The sequence below is a fragment of the Streptomyces sp. NPDC042201 genome, assembly GCF_055582185.1.
Genome location: NZ_JBVJDS010000001.1, coordinates 143,456 through 162,792, shown reverse-complemented (window position 1 = coordinate 162,792; position 19,337 = coordinate 143,456). Strand labels below are relative to the sequence as shown.

Annotated in this window: 15 protein-coding genes and 1 CRISPR repeat array; of the genes, 5 read left to right on the top strand and 10 right to left on the bottom strand. The window is 68.3% G+C overall.

Annotated elements, in window-relative coordinates; translation table 11 throughout:
* Positions 1–121: 121 nt before the first annotated feature.
* The 10 genes from ACZ6MZ_RS00680 to ACZ6MZ_RS00635 form a co-directional block, all read right to left on the bottom strand.
* A complete protein-coding gene (locus tag ACZ6MZ_RS00680) occupies positions 122–952 on the bottom strand; it encodes an RNA polymerase sigma factor SigF (RefSeq protein WP_384177984.1) in 831 nt (276 codons plus the stop codon).
* Positions 953–1,129: 177 nt separating this feature from the next.
* Entirely contained in the window at positions 1,130–1,423 is a 294-nt protein-coding gene (locus ACZ6MZ_RS00675) for a Dabb family protein (protein WP_384177980.1), read from the bottom strand.
* Between the two features lie 66 nt (positions 1,424–1,489).
* The gene (locus ACZ6MZ_RS00670; protein ID WP_384177977.1) at positions 1,490–1,654 is read right to left on the bottom strand and encodes a hypothetical protein; all 165 of its coding nucleotides are present in this window, start codon (positions 1,652–1,654) and stop codon (positions 1,490–1,492) included.
* Positions 1,655–1,831: 177 nt separating this feature from the next.
* The gene (locus ACZ6MZ_RS00665; RefSeq protein WP_384177974.1) at positions 1,832–2,035 is read right to left on the bottom strand and encodes a cold-shock protein; all 204 of its coding nucleotides are present in this window, start codon (positions 2,033–2,035) and stop codon (positions 1,832–1,834) included.
* A 67-nt stretch (positions 2,036–2,102) separates the two neighbouring features.
* Complete coding sequence (locus ACZ6MZ_RS00660) at positions 2,103–2,411, bottom strand: SCO5918 family protein (protein WP_384177971.1); 309 nt, start codon at positions 2,409–2,411, stop codon at positions 2,103–2,105.
* Positions 2,412–2,562: 151 nt separating this feature from the next.
* Positions 2,563–4,116, bottom strand: coding sequence for a DEAD/DEAH box helicase (locus ACZ6MZ_RS00655; RefSeq protein WP_469348954.1), 1,554 nt, complete (start codon positions 4,114–4,116; stop codon positions 2,563–2,565).
* Between the two features lie 278 nt (positions 4,117–4,394).
* The gene (locus ACZ6MZ_RS00650) at positions 4,395–4,598 is read right to left on the bottom strand and encodes a cold-shock protein (protein ID WP_319684733.1); all 204 of its coding nucleotides are present in this window, start codon (positions 4,596–4,598) and stop codon (positions 4,395–4,397) included.
* 364 nt (positions 4,599–4,962) lie between these two features.
* The gene (locus ACZ6MZ_RS00645; protein ID WP_469348952.1) at positions 4,963–5,376 is read right to left on the bottom strand and encodes an ATP-binding protein; all 414 of its coding nucleotides are present in this window, start codon (positions 5,374–5,376) and stop codon (positions 4,963–4,965) included.
* Positions 5,377–6,283: 907 nt separating this feature from the next.
* Positions 6,284–6,841: a VapC50 family PIN domain-containing toxin gene (locus ACZ6MZ_RS00640; RefSeq protein WP_384177961.1), complete on the bottom strand. Its 558-nt coding sequence runs from the start codon at positions 6,839–6,841 to the stop codon at positions 6,284–6,286.
* Between the two features lie 3 nt (positions 6,842–6,844).
* Positions 6,845–7,303, bottom strand: a complete 459-nt coding sequence (locus ACZ6MZ_RS00635; protein WP_384177958.1) for a helix-turn-helix domain-containing protein — start codon at positions 7,301–7,303, stop codon at positions 6,845–6,847.
* Positions 7,304–8,505: 1,202 nt separating this feature from the next.
* A CRISPR array of direct repeats spans positions 8,506–11,339; the repeat unit is 28 nt; unit sequence GGAACACCCCCGCGGGCGCGGGGCCGAC.
* Between the two features lie 185 nt (positions 11,340–11,524).
* Between ACZ6MZ_RS00635 and cas3 the strand changes: the two genes are divergently transcribed.
* The 5 genes from cas3 (at position 11,525) to cas5e (ending at position 19,337) form a co-directional block, all read left to right on the top strand.
* The gene (gene cas3, locus ACZ6MZ_RS00630; RefSeq protein WP_469348950.1) at positions 11,525–14,509 is read left to right on the top strand and encodes a CRISPR-associated helicase Cas3'; all 2,985 of its coding nucleotides are present in this window, start codon (positions 11,525–11,527) and stop codon (positions 14,507–14,509) included.
* 220 nt (positions 14,510–14,729) lie between these two features.
* Positions 14,730–16,499: a type I-E CRISPR-associated protein Cse1/CasA gene (gene casA / locus ACZ6MZ_RS00625; protein ID WP_469348948.1), complete on the top strand. Its 1,770-nt coding sequence runs from the start codon at positions 14,730–14,732 to the stop codon at positions 16,497–16,499.
* A 66-nt stretch (positions 16,500–16,565) separates the two neighbouring features.
* Complete coding sequence (gene casB, locus ACZ6MZ_RS00620) at positions 16,566–17,186, top strand: type I-E CRISPR-associated protein Cse2/CasB (protein ID WP_469348947.1); 621 nt, start codon at positions 16,566–16,568, stop codon at positions 17,184–17,186.
* A 133-nt stretch (positions 17,187–17,319) separates the two neighbouring features.
* Complete coding sequence (gene cas7e / locus ACZ6MZ_RS00615; RefSeq protein ID WP_469348945.1) at positions 17,320–18,474, top strand: type I-E CRISPR-associated protein Cas7/Cse4/CasC; 1,155 nt, start codon at positions 17,320–17,322, stop codon at positions 18,472–18,474.
* The gene (gene cas5e / locus ACZ6MZ_RS00610; RefSeq protein ID WP_469348944.1) at positions 18,471–19,337 is read left to right on the top strand and encodes a type I-E CRISPR-associated protein Cas5/CasD; all 867 of its coding nucleotides are present in this window, start codon (positions 18,471–18,473) and stop codon (positions 19,335–19,337) included. The genes cas7e and cas5e overlap by 4 nt, the downstream gene beginning before the upstream one ends.

Here is a 19,337-nt window from a genome sequence, read left to right as displayed (position 1 = left end):
ACACGCTGTAGTGACATGTCGACAAGTGGGAGCTGCATTCGTCCAGGAAAGGGAGGGTGTGGGGCTTTTCGGCGGGGGAGGTGGGACCGGAGTGGATTTACTCGTGATGTGCCCGGGAGGGTTACGCCTCGATCCGATTTGCGGATCTCAGTCGGGCGAAACTTCTGGCCAGGAGTCTTGACACGTGCATCTGGGAAACGCCCAGTTCCTGACTGATCTGTGACTGCGTCAGGTTGTTGTAATAGCGCAGCATCAGGATCCGCTGCTCTCTTTCGGGCAGCTGTACGAGCAGATGGCGGACCAGATCGCGGTGTTCGACCCCGGCCAGGGCGGGGTCCTCGTAGCCGAGCCGGTCCAGCAGGCCGGGGAGCCCGTCACCTTCCTGGGCGGCCTCCAGTGAGGTCGCGTGGTACGAACGCCCCGCCTCGATGCAGGCCAGTACCTCTTCTTCGGAGATCTTCAGCCGCTCGGCGATCTCCGCGGTCGTCGGGGAGCGGCCATGGGCGGTCGTCAGGTCCTCCGTCGCACCGGTGACCTGGACCCACAGCTCATGCAGCCGGCGCGGCACGTGGACCGTCCGTACGTTGTCGCGGAAGTACCGCTTGATCTCGCCGACGACCGTCGGCATCGCGAACGTCGGGAACTGCACCCCGCGGTCCGGGTCGAACCGGTCGATGGCGTTGATCAGGCCGATCGTGCCGACCTGGACGACATCCTCCATCGGCTCGTTGCGGCTGCGGAACCGGGCGGCGGCGTAGCGGACGAGCGGCAGGTTCGCCTCGATGAGCGCTCCGCGTACCCGGGTGTGCTCCTGGCTGCCCGGCTCCAGCTCCTTCAGCTCGGCGAACAGCACCTGCGTCAGCGCCCTCGTGTCCGCTCCCCGGCTCTGGGTCGCGGGGCGGGGTTCGGTCTCGATCTGGGGCGGCACCTGAGGCGTAGTACTGGCCGGCACGGTCACGCCACCCCTTAGCGGTCGACTACGGTCAACTCATCCGTCAAAAGCGGTCATAGCATCACAAGACATGTCCACTGTGTGCAAGCACCAGATAACACCGTGTTGACGGCAAGTTGGGGCATTAAGCCCAAAAACCCCACACCCGAGGGGTGTGGGGCAGGGGGAGCGGAGGGCTCAGAACTCGTAGTCGGCGATCACCCAGGTGGCGAATTCCCGCCACTGGCCGACGCCCGCCTGATGGGCCGGGTGGTCGAGGTAGCGCTGCAGCGCATCCCGGTCGGCGACGGCGGAGTTGATGGCGAAGTCATAGGCGATCGGCCGGTCGCTGATGTTCCAGGCGCACTCCCAGAACTCCAGCTCGGGCACCTGTCCGCCGAGCTCGGCGAAGGCCCGCGCACCGGCGATCACACGCGGCTCGTCGCGCGAGACACCCTCATTGAGCTTGAAGAGGACCAGGTGGCGGATCACGGGCACTCCTTGGGGGACGATCCTGGCTGTCGGCCGAGCGGCCCGGCCAGTTGCCGAGCGTCCGGGCTAGTTAATGAGCTCGGACATGAACTGGCCGACGCCCTGAGCGGCGCTCGAAATGCCCTCGAACCCTACCTGGACAAGATCAGCGGCCCGGGCAGGCGACGTGATGATCGTGTACAGCACGAAGACGGCGAGCGCATAGAGCACGACTTTTCTCACTTGCCCCATCAGCCGCTTCCTCCCCTGCGTCTCCAGTGCGGTCGCGAGAGTCTAACCATATGAACGCCACCGCCTGGAGGCCGTTCACGCGTTGATCCACCTTTGTGCGGGCTTGCGGGCCCGGTTCCCGTCCCGGGGGGAGCGGCCTGTCCCCTCGACGCCGCTCTCCCCCAAGGTGCTGCGACGTCAGACGAGAACGATGTTCTCCGCGTACGGGGCTTCGAGCCCCGGCGTGACCTCGAATTCCACCTTCTGACCTGTCCGTAGCCCCGGGAGGCTTCGGTCGGCGATGTTCGAGTAGTGGGCGAACACGTCGGCGCCCCCGTCTGACTGCTCGATGAACCCGAAACCCTTTGCCGGGTTGAACCACTTCACGGTGCCGGCAGCCATGTCGTACCTCCTCAAGGAAGTGCTCAGGAGCTCGCACCGTGCGAGCCTCTCTGTCCTGCGTAGCCCGTTACGCGGCTGTCGTGGCTCCGAGGAGCGCGGCCGCGGTCTGCAGCGGGGTGAGGGCGGCGGCGGGCGCGAGGGTGGGGGCGGAGCGGCAGGTGAAGCCGAGGCGGGTCAGTGCCCGGGTCACTTCCCCGGCGGTGAAGTCGCGACGGTCCTGGCGGGTGATGACTTCACCGACCTGCTTGACCGGGTAGTGGCGGCGGCCGATGATCACGGACTCGCCCGTGATGGGCTCCGGCTTGATGCCCTTCATGGACGCCTGTACGTCGTTCTTGACGAGGTCGAAGGGGAAGCGGGCGATGACGCAGCGCATAGTGCCTCAACAGGATCGAGAAGAAGGCCGGCAGCGGATCGCGGACCGGCGGCGGATCAGCGGGAGAGAACGCGGACGCCACATCGTGGCGGGATGAACCAACGGCCCGGACGTATCCGTCCGGGCCGTGCTCAGGTCACCCGACAGGCTCTCAGGCCGCGGTGCCGAGCGAGGAACGTCGCTGGGACGAGACCGCGGAGCGTCGGGCCTGGCCGGGGCGGCTGCGCCGTCCGCGCGAGGAAGAACCGTCGCGCTTGGGGCGTTCGGTGACCGGTGCGCTGATGGTGACGGGGACTCCGGTGGGGGCCTGGGCGCCGGTGATGCGGCTGAGTTCGGCCTCGCCGGAGCGGACCTGGGTGGTCTGCGGGGTGATTCCGGCGTCGGCCATCAGGCGGCTCATGTCGCGGCGCTGGTTGGGCAGGACCAGCGTGACGACACTGCCGGACTCCCCGGCCCGGGCGGTGCGGCCGCCGCGGTGCAGGTAGTCCTTGTGGTCGCTGGGCGGGTCGACATTGACCACGAGGTCCAGGTTGTCGACGTGAATGCCCCGGGCCGCGACATTGGTGGCCACCAGCACCGTGACATGACCCGTCTTGAACTGGGCCAGCGTCCGGGTGCGCTGGGGCTGGGACTTGCCGCCGTGCAGCGCGGCGGCACGTACCCCGCTGTTCAGCAGGTGCTCGGTGAGCCGGTCGACGGCGTGCTTGGTGTCCAGAAACATGAGGACCCGGCCGTCACGGGCCGCGATCTCGGTGGTCGTCGCGTACTTGTCCGCGCCGTGCACATGCAGCACATGGTGCTCCATCGTGGTGACAGCGCCCGCGGACGGGTCGACCGAATGGACCACCGGGTCGTGCAGGTAACGGCGCACCAACAGGTCGACGTTACGGTCGAGGGTGGCCGAGAACAGCATCCGCTGCCCCTCCGGCCGCACCTGGTCGAGCAGGGCGGTGACCTGCGGCATGAAGCCCATGTCGGCCATCTGGTCGGCCTCGTCCAGCACCGTGATGGCAACCTGGTCCAGCCGGCAGTCACCCCGCTCGATGAGATCCTTCAGCCGCCCCGGCGTCGCCACGACGATCTCGGCCCCGCCACGCAGCACACTGGCCTGCCGCCCGATGGACATACCGCCCACGACCGTCGCCAGCCGCAACTTCAGCGACCGCGCATACGGCGTCAGCGCGTCGGTGACCTGCTGGGCCAGCTCCCGCGTCGGGACCAGCACCAGAGCCACCGGCTGCCTCGGCTGCGCACGCTGCCCCGCCGTACGGACCAGCAGACCCAGCCCGAAAGCCAGCGTCTTACCCGACCCCGTACGCCCCCGGCCCAGCACATCCCGGCCCGCCAGCGAATTCGGCAACGTCGCCGCCTGAATCGGGAACGGCACGGTCACGCCCTCGGCGGTGAGGGTGGCCAGCAGCTCTGCCGGCATGCCCAGCTCCGCGAAGGACGCGACGGCGGGCAGGGCCGGGGTGATGGTGACCGGAAGGGCGAACTCGCCCTGGAGCGCGGCGGGACGTCGTCCGTAACCGCCGGAGCGGCCGGGGGCTCCCGAACGGCCCTGTCCACCCGAGCGGCCCGAGGCCTGGGCACCGAAGCGGCCACCCCTGCCGGAGCCGCCGGAGCCGGCGGAGCCCCCGTAGCCGGCGGACCCGCCGGTACGAGTGCGGGAATAACGGTCGTTCGAACGTGCTGTGCGGTTCATTCGGAACCTTCCTCGATGCGGCACGTATCGAGGAATTCCCGGCAGCAAGGGGCCGCAGGAGGAATCGCAAGAACGGGCCGAAGAAAAACGAAATGAAGCGAGGCCGAATAGGAGACTCGGTGCTTCGAAAAGGCGGCGGTCCGCCGGAAAGAATCACGGTCGGGTGCATGCCGTCCCCTGGCCGCTCGTGGAGCCGTCACGGCTCGTGGAGCGCAAAAGACGAACGAGCTGGGGCCCGCACCCCAAGGTGCGGGCCCCAGCTCGTGTACGCGTCAGCGTCAGGCGGGAACGATGTTCTCGGCCTGCGGGCCCTTCTGGCCCTGCGTGACGTCGAAGTTCACCTTCTGGCCTTCCTGCAGCTCGCGGAAGCCGGAGGCGGCGATGTTCGAGTAGTGGGCGAACACGTCAGCGCCGCCACCGTCCTGCTCGATGAAGCCGAAACCCTTTTCCGCGTTGAACCACTTCACGGTGCCAGTAGCCATGTCAATCTCCTTCGGGGCATTACCCGGGGCCCGCACTGTGCGAGCCCCGCGTCGCCGCGATGATTACCCCGTCCGGAAAGCACCGGAAATACAAAAGTGCTCTCACCGGTACAGAGACCAATGAGGGCACTTGAAGTCTTTGGGAACCACAACTGCAACTGGGATCAACAGTAACACGACCCGAGCGGCGATGCGGGACGACTTTCTGTAATTCAACGTCAAGGCCGCAGAACTCATCACGCCGCGCGGTGGCTATTTCTCCACTTGCCGCATCAGATATTTATTTCCGGCCTGGTCCGAGCCGCGAGGTCGGGCGGCCGGAGCGGTCGGAGCGGTCGGGCGGCCGGGGTTGCGTGCCGGGACGCTACCGGCGGAGTTGGGCGTGGACGGTTTTGCCGGGTCCGGGGCCCGGTGTGATGGCCAGGCGGTGGCTGAGCCGGCGGACCATGTGCCAGCCGAAACCGCCGCTGCCGCCGTTCAGGTCGGGCGCGCGTTCGCGCGGAGGCGTGGGGCTGGGGTCGCTGACGGCGACATGCACGAGGTCGGCTCCGGCGGACAGTACGAGGGTGTATCGGCCACCACCGTGACGCAGTGCGTTGGTGACGAGTTCGGACACCACGAGGACGAGGCTCTCCGCCGTATCGGAGTCCGGCGCCGGGGCGAGGCCGCCGGTGAACGTGCGGACGATGTCCCGGACGCGGTGGACGCCGGCGGCGCTGTCTCCCCGCACCACGATGGGTGTGGGGGCTGGCCTGCTGGTGCTCTTCGTGTGGTTCATGCGCGTACACCCCACCTGTATCGGTTGTACCGCTCAGGAGGGGAAGGGTGCCCGTTCTTCCGGCGTTCAGACACCCGGGAGTGGCACATTCGATACAGCTTCCAGTATGCGCGGGGGACAGAATCACCGCCTCCGGGCTGGCAGAAAATCTGTTGTGGCGAGAGTAGACATGGGTGCCTGTCGAGGTTAATGTTCTGTCCGTAGCCAAGACGGCAAGTGAGGCGCGGCAGAGACGAACTGCCGCGCATGCAGGTCCAGCAGGTTGTGGCACGGCAGTGGAGTGGCGGGGCCCGGACGGTACGCAGGGGCCCCGCCACTGACAGCCGGGCCGGCGGCTCAGAGGGGCCGCAAGCAGTCCAGCAGTTCCAGCAGTACGACAGGTAGGCAAGAAGGAACAGGTAGGAAAGAAGGAGGCGGACGCCATCAGGATCGCCCGGGCGAGGTTGTAGCCGCTCGGGTACCGCAGGCCCCGGAATGGAAGGTGGTCCCCGGTCACGCATCCGCGATCCCCGCACCCCGGTCCTCCCAGACGGACGTGCGGAAACGGTAAGTCGGCGCAGCAGTAGGCCGACAGATGGTGTTGTTCCCCCAGGGGCCCTGGTGCCATACGGCACCAGGGCCCCTGGACGCGTCCGACGACGATGCCCGCAAAAGCCCAGCCCACGACGACTATCCCACCCACCCCATGGGCCGCGCCGCAGAGACGACCAGGCGCCACGCCCGCCTCCCTCCGCGCCGTCGGCGAAGCCCGATCACGGTCCGGGGGCAGAGGTGAGGTAATCACCCGCTTTGCCGCCAAGGCTGTCGTCATCGGGATGGTTAGCCATCGCCACGAAAGAGCGTCCCCCATGAGGGCGGCGTGTACCCCGCCCTGAAACGTTGGGCAGGGTGCACGGGGCCGCAGCTGTCAGTTCAGGGCCCGCAGAGCGGCGACTGAAGCCACCAGGCCGGTCCGTTCCAGGCTCTCGATGAGGTCTGCGACGGTCAGTGGCGGCTTCTTGCAGCCGTCAGCGATGCACTGGAGTACCGCATACACGATCTGCGGGTTGAGGCCGATCTGCGCTTCAAGGAACGCGTCGGGGTGGATGGCTTCCACATCCCAGGGAGCTAGCGCTTCTTGCGGAAAGTCCTTGAGGTTGAACGTAACGATCACCTGGGCCCTTGCGCGTATCGCCGCAGCCAACACATGCCGATCATCGGGATCGGGTAGCTCTATCGCGCTCATGAGTGGTTCGTACCCGATGACCAGACAATCCCGGATGGCCCCCTTCATTGCGTTCCGCGTCCGGTCCAGCTTGTCCGGATCGAGGTCAGGCCTGTTGGCCATGAGGTTCCGGAACGTCTCATCAAGAATGGCCTCGGTCCACTTGGCTTGCACCAGGCCCGCCGCGGCGACACGGATGAGGACGTCACGTAAGACGCTCGGATAGAGCACGTTGGCGTCGTAGATGGCGACAAAGGCCATGGACTACATCAGTCCCATCTCCTGGCCGAGCTGTGTCAGCTCGTCGGCAGCTACGCGCCGCCTCAGGTCGTCCTGCTGCTTGTACTCCATGAGCGAGGACGCCTTGATCCTGCGATGAGTTCCGACGTTTCGGTACTCGATCTCGCCAGCGTTGAGGAGTCCGACGAGAAAGGGCCTCGAGACGTTGAGCATGTCAGCGGCCTGCTGGGTGGTGAGCTCGGCATCCGCCGGGACAACGGAGACGCCGCGCCCGGCTCCCAGGTGCGCGAGCATGCCGGCCAGGAGCTCGACTGCTTCGCGGGGCAGGGTCAGCGGCTCCGGTTCGCCGTCCTCAACGGTGACTGTGATCTCGCGGCGGTCTTGGTGGGTCTCCAGGTAGCCGCGGACCTGCCTGAGGGCTTGATTCGTGGACTCGGTTTGCTCAGGGGGGATCGTCACTGGCCTGATGTCTGTCTTCGTCATCGCGCACCCCTTGCTACTCCGGTAGACGGCGCGTCTACAGCCGACAGTTGCAGTATCCGAAACAATCGAAATATCTGCAACGTTTAAACGGCTCCCTGGGTGGCCAAAATCTCGCACCACTCTGTGACCAGGTACTTTCGTCGGAAAAATCGCTACCCTGGGGGTGATCTCCAGAACTCTTCCCCAGGCAGCTACGCACGCGGTCTCCACACCCTCAGGCCCTGCGGCCACCCACGCGGACGCACTACGCGATCGATCTACGAGAGTTTCTGGCTACGGGTATGACCGGCAGGCTGTCGAGGTCTGCTGTTGCCCATCCCATCGCGGACGACGTTGCGTTGCACGGCTGGGCTGGGCTGTGCCCACTTGTTGGTCCTGAACGGCTTTGCCCTGATGTAAAGCCGGATGCGCGGGCTGGCAGAGGGGGCCCTCAGAGATCGCAGGGAGAGATCCCTCCGGGATGTGGGCGTAAGTCGCCTGGAGCGTCGGCCAGTTGTGCTCGTACCGCACTGTGAGCGCCTGGGCGAGCAACACGGCCGTGCAGTACGTGCCGCACGCAAAACGCCCCCCTGGCTGCGTTTCCGCAGGTCAGGAGGGTGTGAGAGCGGTAGCGGAGGGATTTGAACCCGCTTACGTGACCCGTTTCACCTGCGGTTTTTCCTGAGAGTGGGACATACCACCTTGTTTCTATCCTGCTGCGTCCTGCTCGATCGGCCTCTGACGGTTCCGGTGCGGAACGTTCCGCACGGCGAGGATGGGCCCCGCCGGCGTCTTTCGCCCGCCTTCTCGGCGGATGATCCGGGCTGCGTGATGACCGTCGCTTCTGTATCCCTGATGCCGCTGGAGGATCCTCCACATTGCCTTTGATGGGTGTGGATCGATCCTTGCGGATAGTCGCATTGTGTAACTGATGTGTGAGGTGACGCGGGCTGAGAGGCTGGACTGCCCCTATGGCTTGCCGGGTACTTCTGCGGCCTGGGATCAGTGACGAGCCGACTCGGGCAGCTCGGTTGATATGAATCGTGGCATGCTTCCTGCTGGTGCTTATGCGTCTTTCTCGGGCCTGGGGTTCCGCCACCGTGGGGTGTCCAACGACCTTGGACGCCATCGATATATCGGCCGAGCCCGCGAGCTCGGTGTGGGGTCAACCGTGTACGTGTGAAGCCGGCGTCAGCATCTCGAGCATCTCGGGCACGTTGCGGAGGACGTCCCTGCGGGCGCGGGGCCGACGATGAGCGCGACGTCGGTACCGCCCACCTCCTCGGATCACCCCCGCGGGCGCGGGGCCGACCGTGACGGGAGGAAGCACAACGCAGCCGCCTACGGAACACCCCCGCGGGCGCGGGGCCGACTGTACGCGGAGGTGGACGCCCGCCGGCCCCGGAGGAACACCCCCGCGGGCGCGGGGCCGACGACGGCCCAGTTCAGGCCGAGGCCGAGAATGAAGGAACACCCCCGCGGGCGCGGGGCCGACCTGGTCCAGGATGTACGCCACGCTGTGCCCGGCGGAACACCCCCGCGGGCGCGGGGCCGACAACCCATCCGCGCTGGCCTTCTGCGCGTCGAGCGGAACACCCCCGCGGGCGCGGGGCCGACGTCAAGGAAGCTCAGCTCCGGGCAGGCGCTGCGGGAACACCCCCGCGGGCGCGGGGCCGACGGACCAGGACGTAGACCGGGGATCCCGTTGCCAGGAACACCCCCGCGGGCGCGGGGCCGACGTCTTGGGCTCCGGACCGAAGGCGGTCCGGGGGGGAACACCCCCGCGGGCGCGGGGCCGACGTGACCGGCAACACCGTCTCCGGCATCATCGCCGGAACACCCCCGCGGGCGCGGGGCCGACCTCCGCGAGCTCCCGGGCGTAGGCGCGGATCAGGGAACACCCCCGCGGGCGCGGGGCCGACCGACCCCGGCGAAGTCGGCCCCGTCCACCTTGCGGAACACCCCCGCGGGCGCGGGGCCGACTGCGGATCGTGATGCAAAGGTGTGGGGAATTCGGGAACACCCCCGCGGGCGCGGGGCCGACGCTCTCGACGCGGAACGTCGGGAGCTTCTTCGCGGAACACCCCCGCGGGCGCGGGGCCGACCGCTGAAGCTCCAGCAGCATCTTGCGGACCTGCGGAACACCCCCGCGGGCGCGGGGCCGACATTCCCATGGGATTGATCCTTTCTGGGATCAGAGGAACACCCCCGCGGGCGCGGGGCCGACGGGGGCGTGGGAGGGAATCACCAATGGAAAGTAGGAACACCCCCGCGGGCGCGGGGCCGACGGGCCCGGGGCACGCACCACCACAGTCACCCCCGGAACACCCCCGCGGGCGCGGTGCCGACATTCAGGTAGGGAACCATCCACGCGTACGCAGTGGAACACCCCCGCGGGCGCGGGGCCGACCGTTCCTGGCATGGCGGAGCCCCGTGACAGCAGGGAACACCCCCGCGGGCGCGGGGCCGACTGTCGAAATCGAAGCGCGCCAAAGCGCGACACCGGAACACCCCCGCGGGCGCGGGGCCGACGCCTGCGGAGGTAGCGGCCGCGCTCACTCTCGGGGAACACCCCCGCGGGCGCGGGGCCGACCTACCGCTGCCACGAGGGCCACTCCCACGCTAAGGAACACCCCCGCGGGCGCGGGGCCGACCAAGTTCGCGAACGCTGGCGCGGCGGCCGGCGGGGAACACCCCCGCGGGCGCGGGGCCGACGACGGCACGGCGTGCGGATGCGAGGGGCTCCCGGGAACACCCCCGCGGGCGCGGGGCCGACGTCGTGACGGCATCGGACGGAAGTCCGATCGTAGGAACACCCCCGCGGGCGCGGGGCCGACACTGACATGAGGATCAACAAGTACGAGGTCGAGGGAACACCCCCGCGGGCGCGGGGCCGACGTGGTCACCAGTACGCCGCGCCGCTCCAGTTCCGGAACACCCCCGCGGGCGCGGGGCCGACCACGCCAACCTGGTGAATCCGGAACTCAAGCGAGGAACACCCCCGCGGGCGCGGGGCCGACCTCGATGACCAGGCGGTATTCCCCTGATTCATAGGAACACCCCCGCGGGCGCGGGGCCGACCACGCGGGCACCGAGTCCGCGTACCGGGCGGCAGGAACACCCCCGCGGGCGCGGGGCCGACCAGACGCCGCCCTCACGCGCCCACGGCTGCTGCGGAACACCCCCGCGGGCGCGGGGCCGACCGCCGTGTGGGCCGGCGTCACGCCCCCCGCTGGGGAACACCCCCGCGGGCGCGGGGCCGACCCATGGAAGCGCAGATGCGACAGTCGGCGGCAGGGAACACCCCCGCGGGCGCGGGGCCGACGTGAGCCAGGACGTGGCCGCAACCGGGCGCCAGGGAACACCCCCGCGGGCGCGGGGCCGACAGGACGTGACGGGCCCGGACGGAATAACCGGCGGGAACACCCCCGCGGGCGCGGGGCCGACATCGCCGCGTGGGGCTCCCACACGTGCCGACCCGGAACACCCCCGCGGGCGCGGGGCCGACATCTCCCTCGAATGGGAAGACTGCGTCGGCTACGGAACACCCCCGCGGGCGCGGGGCCGACAGCGGTCCGGATGTGGCGTCCGGGCCGCTTCGCGGAACACCCCCGCGGGCGCGGGGCCGACTACGGCCGGACGGTGGCGGTGCGCCGCAAGATCGGAACACCCCCGCGGGCGCGGGGCCGACACGGCGGCATCCGCGGCAGGTTCCGCCGGCGCCGGAACACCCCCGCGGGCGCGGGGCCGACTCCAAAACGGGACTCCAGGCTACCGATGATCCAGGAACACCCCCGCGGGCGCGGGGCCGACGGGCGGGGGCGTCAGGAGGTCGGGGGCTCAGCCGGAACACCCCCGCGGGCGCGGGGCCGACGACGTCAGTCGCCGTTGCTGATGCGGTCGATGGGGAACACCCCCGCGGGCGCGGGGCCGACCACATAGCCCGGCGGTTTCTGCGGCCGCCAGAAGGAACACCCCCGCGGGCGCGGGGCCGACAGCACCCGCCGCGCGGCGACAGCCGCGCCACCGGGAACACCCCCGCGGGCGCGGGGCCGACACTTGTTGACCTGCGCTCTTATCTGCGGGGAGCCTTGATTTTATTCAGTGGGATCGGCCTGAGATGTTGACCGAGGGCCCGTCGGTAGGCGGCGGGAAAGAACAATTGTGGTCGATCCCTCACTCGTTGTCGGCGCTGGGTTTAGGCTACCCAGTCACCTTACTGAACTGAGTGGAGCGGGTGGCGTGTCCGGAAGCGGTGTTGAGTCGGGCAGTGGTTGCGGTGATCTTCTTGGTGTGCTGTGGGGGAAGTCCGAGGAGAAGGCCGGAGGGACGATGAATCTGCTGTTGTCGCATCTCCTGGACACGGCAGCGGTGGCGGAACGTATGTGGGACGGCTTCCTGGCACCGTCCACCAGGCGAATGTTGGATGAAACCGCAGGAGGCATGGGTAGGGGGCGTCGTCTGTTCGCCTGGCTGTGTGGGGTGCATGACTGTGGGAAGGCGACACCGGCTTTTCAGCGGATGTGGGTGAAGGGCGCAGAGTCGGTGCGTGCGGCTGGGCTTGGCTGGTCCGAGCCTGCGATCGCTCGGTGTAGGTGGCGGCATGACCGGGCTGGTGGGTATCTGCTGCAGGAGCTGCTGCCGAAGGGCGGCTGGCGCGAGGAACAGGTTTTCTGGGTATGGCCGTTGGTGGCGGGGCACCACGGTGCGTTCCCCGACCGCGCCGCCACGAAGCCGGCGCGTAAGGCGCGGGGGCAGTTGGCTGGTGGTGGTCTTTGGCCCGAGGTCCAGCAGGCATTGGTACAGCGTTTTACTGAGGAGCTGGGCTTTGGTGACCTGGCTGAGGTGGAGCCGTGCCGGGTTCCCTCGCGGGCGGCGCAGCTGCATCTGAGTGGGCTCATCGTGATGGCGGACTGGATCGCCAGCGACGAGCGGCAGTTCAAGGGTGTCGATGTCCTGGCGAAGGTGACCCTTGACCACGCCCGTGTGCGCGCCGGACTGGCGTGGGAGGCGCTTCGCCTGCGTGGTGGGTGGGGTCATCTGGCCGAGCCGGGGCCGGAGGCGTTCGGTGACCGGTTCGGGCAAAGTCCTCGTCCGTCGCAGAGGATGGTCATGGAGGCGGCGCGGAGGATGGAGGCTCCGGGGCTGCTGGTGGTCGAGGCGCCGATGGGGGAGGGCAAGACGAAGGCCGCGATGCTGGCGGCCGAGATCCTGGCAGCGAAGTTCGGGGCAGACGGCGTGTTCGTGGGGATGCCGACACAGTCCACCAGCGACCCGATGTTCAGCCAGGTCAGAACGTGGGTGGCCGCGATTGACGAGGACTTGGCCTCTCAGGTCGCCCTGCTTCATGGAAAGCGGATGTTCAACAAGGAGTGGCGGGAACTGCTGGAGTCAGGCTGCGCCTCAGCCTCCGAGGCCCGGTTCGGAGGAATCGACGAGTACGGCGAGTGCGAGGGCGACGATCTGTACGGAGACGGCGATCTGTACGGGGGCAGCGTGGCCGTAGGAGGAGGAGTGCTGCCCCAGCCGTCTTCGCGTGGGCCTGCGGAGTGGTTCCTGGGCGCGAAGCGGGGGCTGCTGTGTCCGTTCGTGGTGGGGACCATCGATCAGTTGCTGTTCGCCGCGACCCGGACCAGACATGTGATGCTCCGTATGGCGGGGCTGGCCGGCAAAGTCGTGGTGCTCGACGAGATCCATGCCGCGGATGTCTACATGTCCCAGTTCCTCAAGGAGGGCCTGCGCTGGCTGGGGCAGGCGGGTGTGCCGGTGGTCCTGTTGTCCGCGACGCTTCCGCCGCGGCAGCGCCGCGAGCTGATCGACGCTTACCTGGCCGGCGCCGCATCCCGTGAGGAGTTCACGGCCGAGAGCTTGCCCGATCCGCAGGGCTATCCGTCGGTCAGCGCCGCGTGGATGGCGCCCGATGGCTCCGGTCCGCGCTTCGGTGTCGAGGACTGTGCCGGCTGGCGTGACGATCTGTCCGTCGCGGTCGAGTTCATGCCAGAGATGATTCCCGGCCCGCAGGCGTCGTACGAACAGAGGGAGGCGGTCAAGGCGGAGGTCAACGCCTCGGTTGCGACGTATCTCGGCCGCGAGCTTGCCGACGGCGGGTGTGCGCTGGTGATTCGGAACACCGTTGACCGCGCGCAGTCTCTGTATACAGAACTCCGCAAAAGCTTCGGTGACGATGTGCTCCTGTTGCACGGGCGCATCGCGGTCGGGCCGCGAGCTGACCGTACGGAAGAGTGCCTGCGCCTGCTCGGCGCGGAGAAGAAGGGCCGGCCGCCGAGCAGACCCGAGCGGTTGATCGTGGTCGCCACTCAAATCGCGGAGCAGTCCTTCGACGTCGATGCGGATCTCCTCATCACCGACATTGCCCCGATCGACCTGGTGCTTCAGCGGGTCGGCCGCCTGCACCGGCATGAGAAGACTCGGCGCTGCGCTCGGCTGGCCAGACCTCGTGTGGTGATCACTGGTTTCGCCGACGCGGACGGTACGTGCGAGGGTGCGGGCTTTGAAGGCTGCGCGAGGGCACTTGAGCGTCCCGCGCCACGGTTTCTCGGCGGGTCCGAGTTCATCTACGGGCGGCACCTCCTGCTTCGGGCGGCTGTGCAGTTGTTCACGGCTGCGCACAGCTGGCGCATCCCGGGGCAGGTGCCCGAGCTGGTTGCGGCCGGCTACGGGGAGGGCGAGGACGGGATGCCGCAGGCATGGCGCAAGGACGCGGAGTCGGCCCGGCTGCGATGGGAGGGCGAGCAGCGGCGGCGCGCTGACAACGCGGCCGGCTATCTCCTGACCCGGCGGGGTGACAAAGAGGGGACGACCCTGTCCGGACTGCACTATTGCTCGGTTCCGGGTGCGGGCCGTGACACAGACCTGGACGCCGTGGTCCGTGACGGTGAGGCCAGTACAGAGGTCATCGTCGTAATTCAGGACGGTGAGACGTACCGGACGCTGTCGGGTCGTGCCCTGACGGTGAACGGCGATGTGCCGGACGATCTGCTGGAGGAGGTCCTCGGCGGGACGGTGAGGCTTCCCCCGCGCTATACGGCGGCAGCGGCTCTGGAGCTTGCTCCGCTGCCCGGATGGCTCGGTCACCCGCGGCTCGGATACAGCCCGGCACTCGTCCTTGACTCCGGACGCGGGACTGTTCTCGCCGATCGGACAGTGCGTTATGAGCGGGACTTGGGGCTGGTGGAGGAGAGGGCTCTTGCCGGGCCGGGGAGATAGGGGAGAGCGAAATCGGCGCTCCGCGTCCCGTAGGACGTACGAGGAGAGGTACCGGTCGTCGGAGCCCCCGGGACGAGATGCGGCAGATTTCTTTTGGGACGGTCCTGGAGAACGAAAGGACTCTTCCAGGATATCAGTCAAAATCGTGGGGACCTTTGGCCAATGATTTGGTCCTTCTTCATTTCCATCTCAAGTCGCACGCTGATGTGTAGAGTTCCTTATGCGTCATGAGATGGGGAAGGGCTTGGGGGGAACCGAGTTGTTCAATTTGCTGGATGAGCCATGGCTGCCCGTACGGGTCCTGGACGGCGTCACGGGGTCAAGTTCGGCGCATCTTGGTGCGGTTGAAGAGGTTGGGCTGCGTCGTCTTCTTCTGGAGGCCGATCGGTTACAGGACCTCGTGGTCGATCCGGCGACTCAGAAGCCCGCAATCTTCCGCCAGTTGTTGCTGCCCATCCTGGTGCACGCTCTCGGCCGACCGGCGGACCCCGCCCAGTGGACAGCGATGTTCCGGGCCGGTGCCTTCACGCCGGAGCAGCGGCAGAAGCTGGACGGCTATCTGAGCGATAACCGTCATCTCTTCGACCTGTTCGATCCTGTTGATCCCTTCGGGCAGGTCGCCGGACTGCACACGGCCAAGGGGGAGACGAAGGGATCGGCTCTGCTGGTCGCGACGGCGGCGACCGGGAACAATGTGCCGCTGTTCTCCTCCCGCACGGAGGGCGACCCGCTCGAACTGACTCCCGCGCAAGCCGCCCGCTGGCTTGTGCACACACACTGCTGGGACACGGCCGCCATTAAGACCGGCGTTGTGGGAGACCCGCAGGCGAAATCCGGAAAGACGACGGGCAACCCGACCGGGCCCTTGGGCCAGTTGGGCGTCGTGATGCCCGTCGGGCGCACGGTGTACGAGACCCTTCTGCTGAACGTCCCTTTCGGGCAGGCACCTTTGTCGGACGACCTGCCGCAGTGGTCCCGACGCGCAAAGGAGGGCAGGGTCGAAGACACCCTGTCGTGTGCCACCGCCGCCTGGCAGACGCGGCCTGCTCGCGGGCTGCTGGATCTGTGGACCTGGCAGTCACGGCGTATCCGACTGATCCCCGAGGAGACCCCGGCCGGGACACGGGTCACCCGAGTCATCGTGGCGGCCGGCGACCGGCTCGCCCCGACGCCCGCCGACGAGCCCCACACCACCTGGATCAGGGACCGTCCCGCATCGCGCACCAAGAAGACCGGCAAGACCGGCAAGACCGTGGCGCCGACGAGCGAGCGGCCCCGCCGGCATCAGCCGGGGCGAGCCGCCTGGCGCGGTCTTGAAGCCCTGCTGGCAGTCGAGAGCGCCACTACGGACTACGACGCGACCGCCACCCGCGCCGGTTTCCGCTCCAGTGTCCTGCTCAGCTCCCTCAGCGATACGGTGGACCGGATGCCGGAGGCGTACCCGCTCCAGGTGGAGCTGACTGGTATCGCCTACGGCAACCAGTCCGCCGTCATCGAAGACGTCTTCTTCGACCGGATTCCGCTGCCGCTGACCGCACTGGACCCGGGCGGCGTCATCTACGGCTCGCTCCTGGCAGCTGTGGAGCAGGCCGAGAAACTGGCCGCGGCTGTCAACAACCTCTCCGCGGATCTGCGGCGGGCCGCAGGCAGCGAACCGATTCCCTGGGACAAGGGACAGCGCCCCGGCGACACCTTGCTGCATGCCCTCGACCCGGTCGTGCGGCGCCTGCTGGCCGGTCTGCGCACGGTAGGAGAGGACTTCGACCAGTCCGAGCGCGGTCTTGAAGCCTGGGAGGAGAAAGCCGGACGTGCAACGTGGAAGGTGGCTGAGCAGGTCTTCTCCACCGCCGCGCCCGCTCTGTTCACCGGCCGCTCGGTAAGCAGGGACGGCAAGGACTACGTGTACCGGCTCAGCACCGCAGAGAAGAGCTTCCGCGACCGTCTGGACGCGGTCCTCACCCGCCGCTCGGCACAGCGCAAGGGCCGGTGAACCATGACTCTGCGCGTTCCCGGCACCACTTCAGGCCTGATGGCCTTCTGACCGAAGGAGACCGCTGTGTCCACCGCTCCGCAGACCGACACCACCCATGCCACCACCCCCAACCTCCGCCGCTACTGGGCGCAACGTGTGGACAGCAACGGTGCCTGGCGGAAGCAGCAGGCAAGCAGGACGCCTATGCACACGCCCGGCGAGGACCTGGCAGCTCTGCGCTCCGGCCTGGGGCGACCAGCTGGCACCGTACCCGCACTCTGGCGTTTCTACACCAGCCCCGTCGACGGGCAGGTAACGCCAGAACTGGAAGCCGAACACGCGGCCCTGTCGCTCTACGGCCTGCACCAGCAAAGCCAGAGCCGCCCCATGCACAAGCCCGGTATCCACGTGGGGACCGCACTGCGGACCCTGCACCGCAGCGAACGCTTCAGTGAGGAGGCCGTCGACCGCCGCGTCGCCGCAGCGGTTCACACCTCCTCCGTCACCGCTCTGGTCTACCGGCTGCGTGGACTGGTCACCCAGCTGCGCTCCGTGGAACAGCCGCTCGATTACGACCGCTTGCTTCAGGACATCAAGCGCTGGCACTACGCCGAATTCCGGCAGAGCGTCCGCCGGGACTGGGGTCTCGCCTATCACGCGTGGAGCGCCCGCGGCGACAAGGAATCTCCGGCGAAGGCGCGCTGACCGCGCCGCGTCCTCCGGTGAGCCGACCGAGCTGACACCCGGCTCCGGCACCCCTATCACCTTACCCGTAGCGGTCCGTCAGGGCCGCGCCTTCCACGTACCCACTGACACTGGCCGAACTGTTGGAGGACTCATGGCGCTGCCCGCGTCCCGCACCTACATCGACGTTCACATCTTGCAGACCGTGCCCCCGGCCAACCTCAACCGGGACGACCAGGGCAACCCCAAGGAGGCGTACTTCGGCGGCGTGCGCCGCTCACGTGTCTCCTCCCAGGCATGGAAACGTGCCACCCGGACCCACTTCACCGAGCGCATTCCCAAGCAGGACCTCGCCACCCGTACCCGGCGGATGGGCGGCGCGCTCGCCAAACGGATCGCCTCCGTGACCGACCTGGATGCCGAGGCCGCGAACCGTCTGGCGGGCGCCCTCCTGGCGCCCTTGAAGATCAGCGCCGGCAAGAAGGAGGGCGACACCGCCTATCTGTTCTTCTACGGACGCCGCCAGCTCGACGCCGTCGCAGCCCTGGTCAAGGACAAGGCGGCCGAACTTGTCGCCCTGGACGAAGAAGAGCTGACCGCCGAGATCAAACAGCTCTCCGTCCAGAAGGAGTTCAGCACCGGGCACCCCATGGATGTCGCTCTCTTCGGACGCATGGTCGCCGACATTCCGGCGCTCAACGTTGAGGCGGCCACCCAGGTCGCCCACGCCCTCTCCACCCACGCGGTGGAGCTGGAGTTCGACTACTTCACCGCGGTGGACGACGAACAGGAGAAGGGGGAGGAGACCGGCGCCGGCATGATCGGCACCATCGGCTTCAACTCCGCGACCCTCTATCGCTACGCGTCCGTCGGCCTGCACCAGCTCGTGGACAACCTCACGGACGAGGAAGCGGCGGTGACCGCGGTAGAGGAGTTCATGACCTCGTTCGCGCGCTCCATTCCCTCGGGGTACGGGAACTCCTTCGCGCACCGCACCTTGCCCAGCCTCGTCGCCGTCACCGTACGGTCCGACCAGCCCGTTAACCTCGTCTCCGCCTTCGAAGAACCGGTCGCCGGCTCCTCAGGAATCGCGGCAGCCTCCGCGACCCGGCTGGCCCACGAGCACGCCAGAGCCGTCAGCACCTGGGGCGACACCCCCGCCTTCACCGCCCTGTGCCACACCTTCGCCGAAACCGGCGACACCGCGAAGCTGCTGGAGCACACCTTCGGCGAAGCACTCTCCTTCCCCCAGCTCCTCAACGGCCTGCGCACTCACCTCACCGACGCCCTCAAGCAGGCCGCCCGATGACGCAGCCCCTCACCTCCGCGTCATCACCCGCCCCGCAGGACGAGGGGCACGCGGTACTGCTGCTCCGCCTCGCCGGCCCGCTCCAGTCATGGGGCTCACGCAGCACCTTCAACCGGCGCGAGACCAGCCCGGAACCCACCAAGTCCGGAGTGATCGGCCTGCTCGCCGCAGCCTCCGGACTCGCCCGAGAGGACCCCCTCGACGAACTCCTGCCCTTGCGACTGGGAATCCGTGTCGACCAGCCCGGAACCCTGCTGCGCGACTACCACACCGTCAGCGACTACCGGGGCCGTCCGTTGCCCCAGGCCGGTGTGAACGCCAAGGGAATCCAGAAGCCGACCTCCCCCGCCAAGAACACCCATGTGACGACCCGCTACTACCTCCAGGACGCGGTGTTCCTCGCCGCAGTGGCCGGGCCCCGCCCCCTGCTCACCGCACTCGACCAGGCGGTTCGCGCACCCGCGTTCCCCCTCGCACTGGGCCGCCGCTCGTGTCCGCCCACCCAACCGGTCTCCCACGGCGTGCGCGACGGAAGCATCGAGGACGTGCTGCGGCAGGAGCCCTGGCAGGCGTCCCGACGAGCCCGCGAACAATACGCCGCCCAGCGGGGCCGCGAGCGCAACCTGGGCCACTCCCTCTACCCGGCTCGGGTGGACCGCGCCGTCACCGTCGAGGATCCGGACGGCGACGACATCCTCCACGACGCCCCCGTCTCCTTCCACCCGCATGCCCGTACCTTCACCAGCCGACGCGTACGGCACGACTGGCTGAGCATCCCCACCGGCTTCCCCAGAGTCCACGACGACCCCAACGGTTCGGACGACGACGCCGGACACGACCCCTTCGCCCTGCTGGGCTGGTGA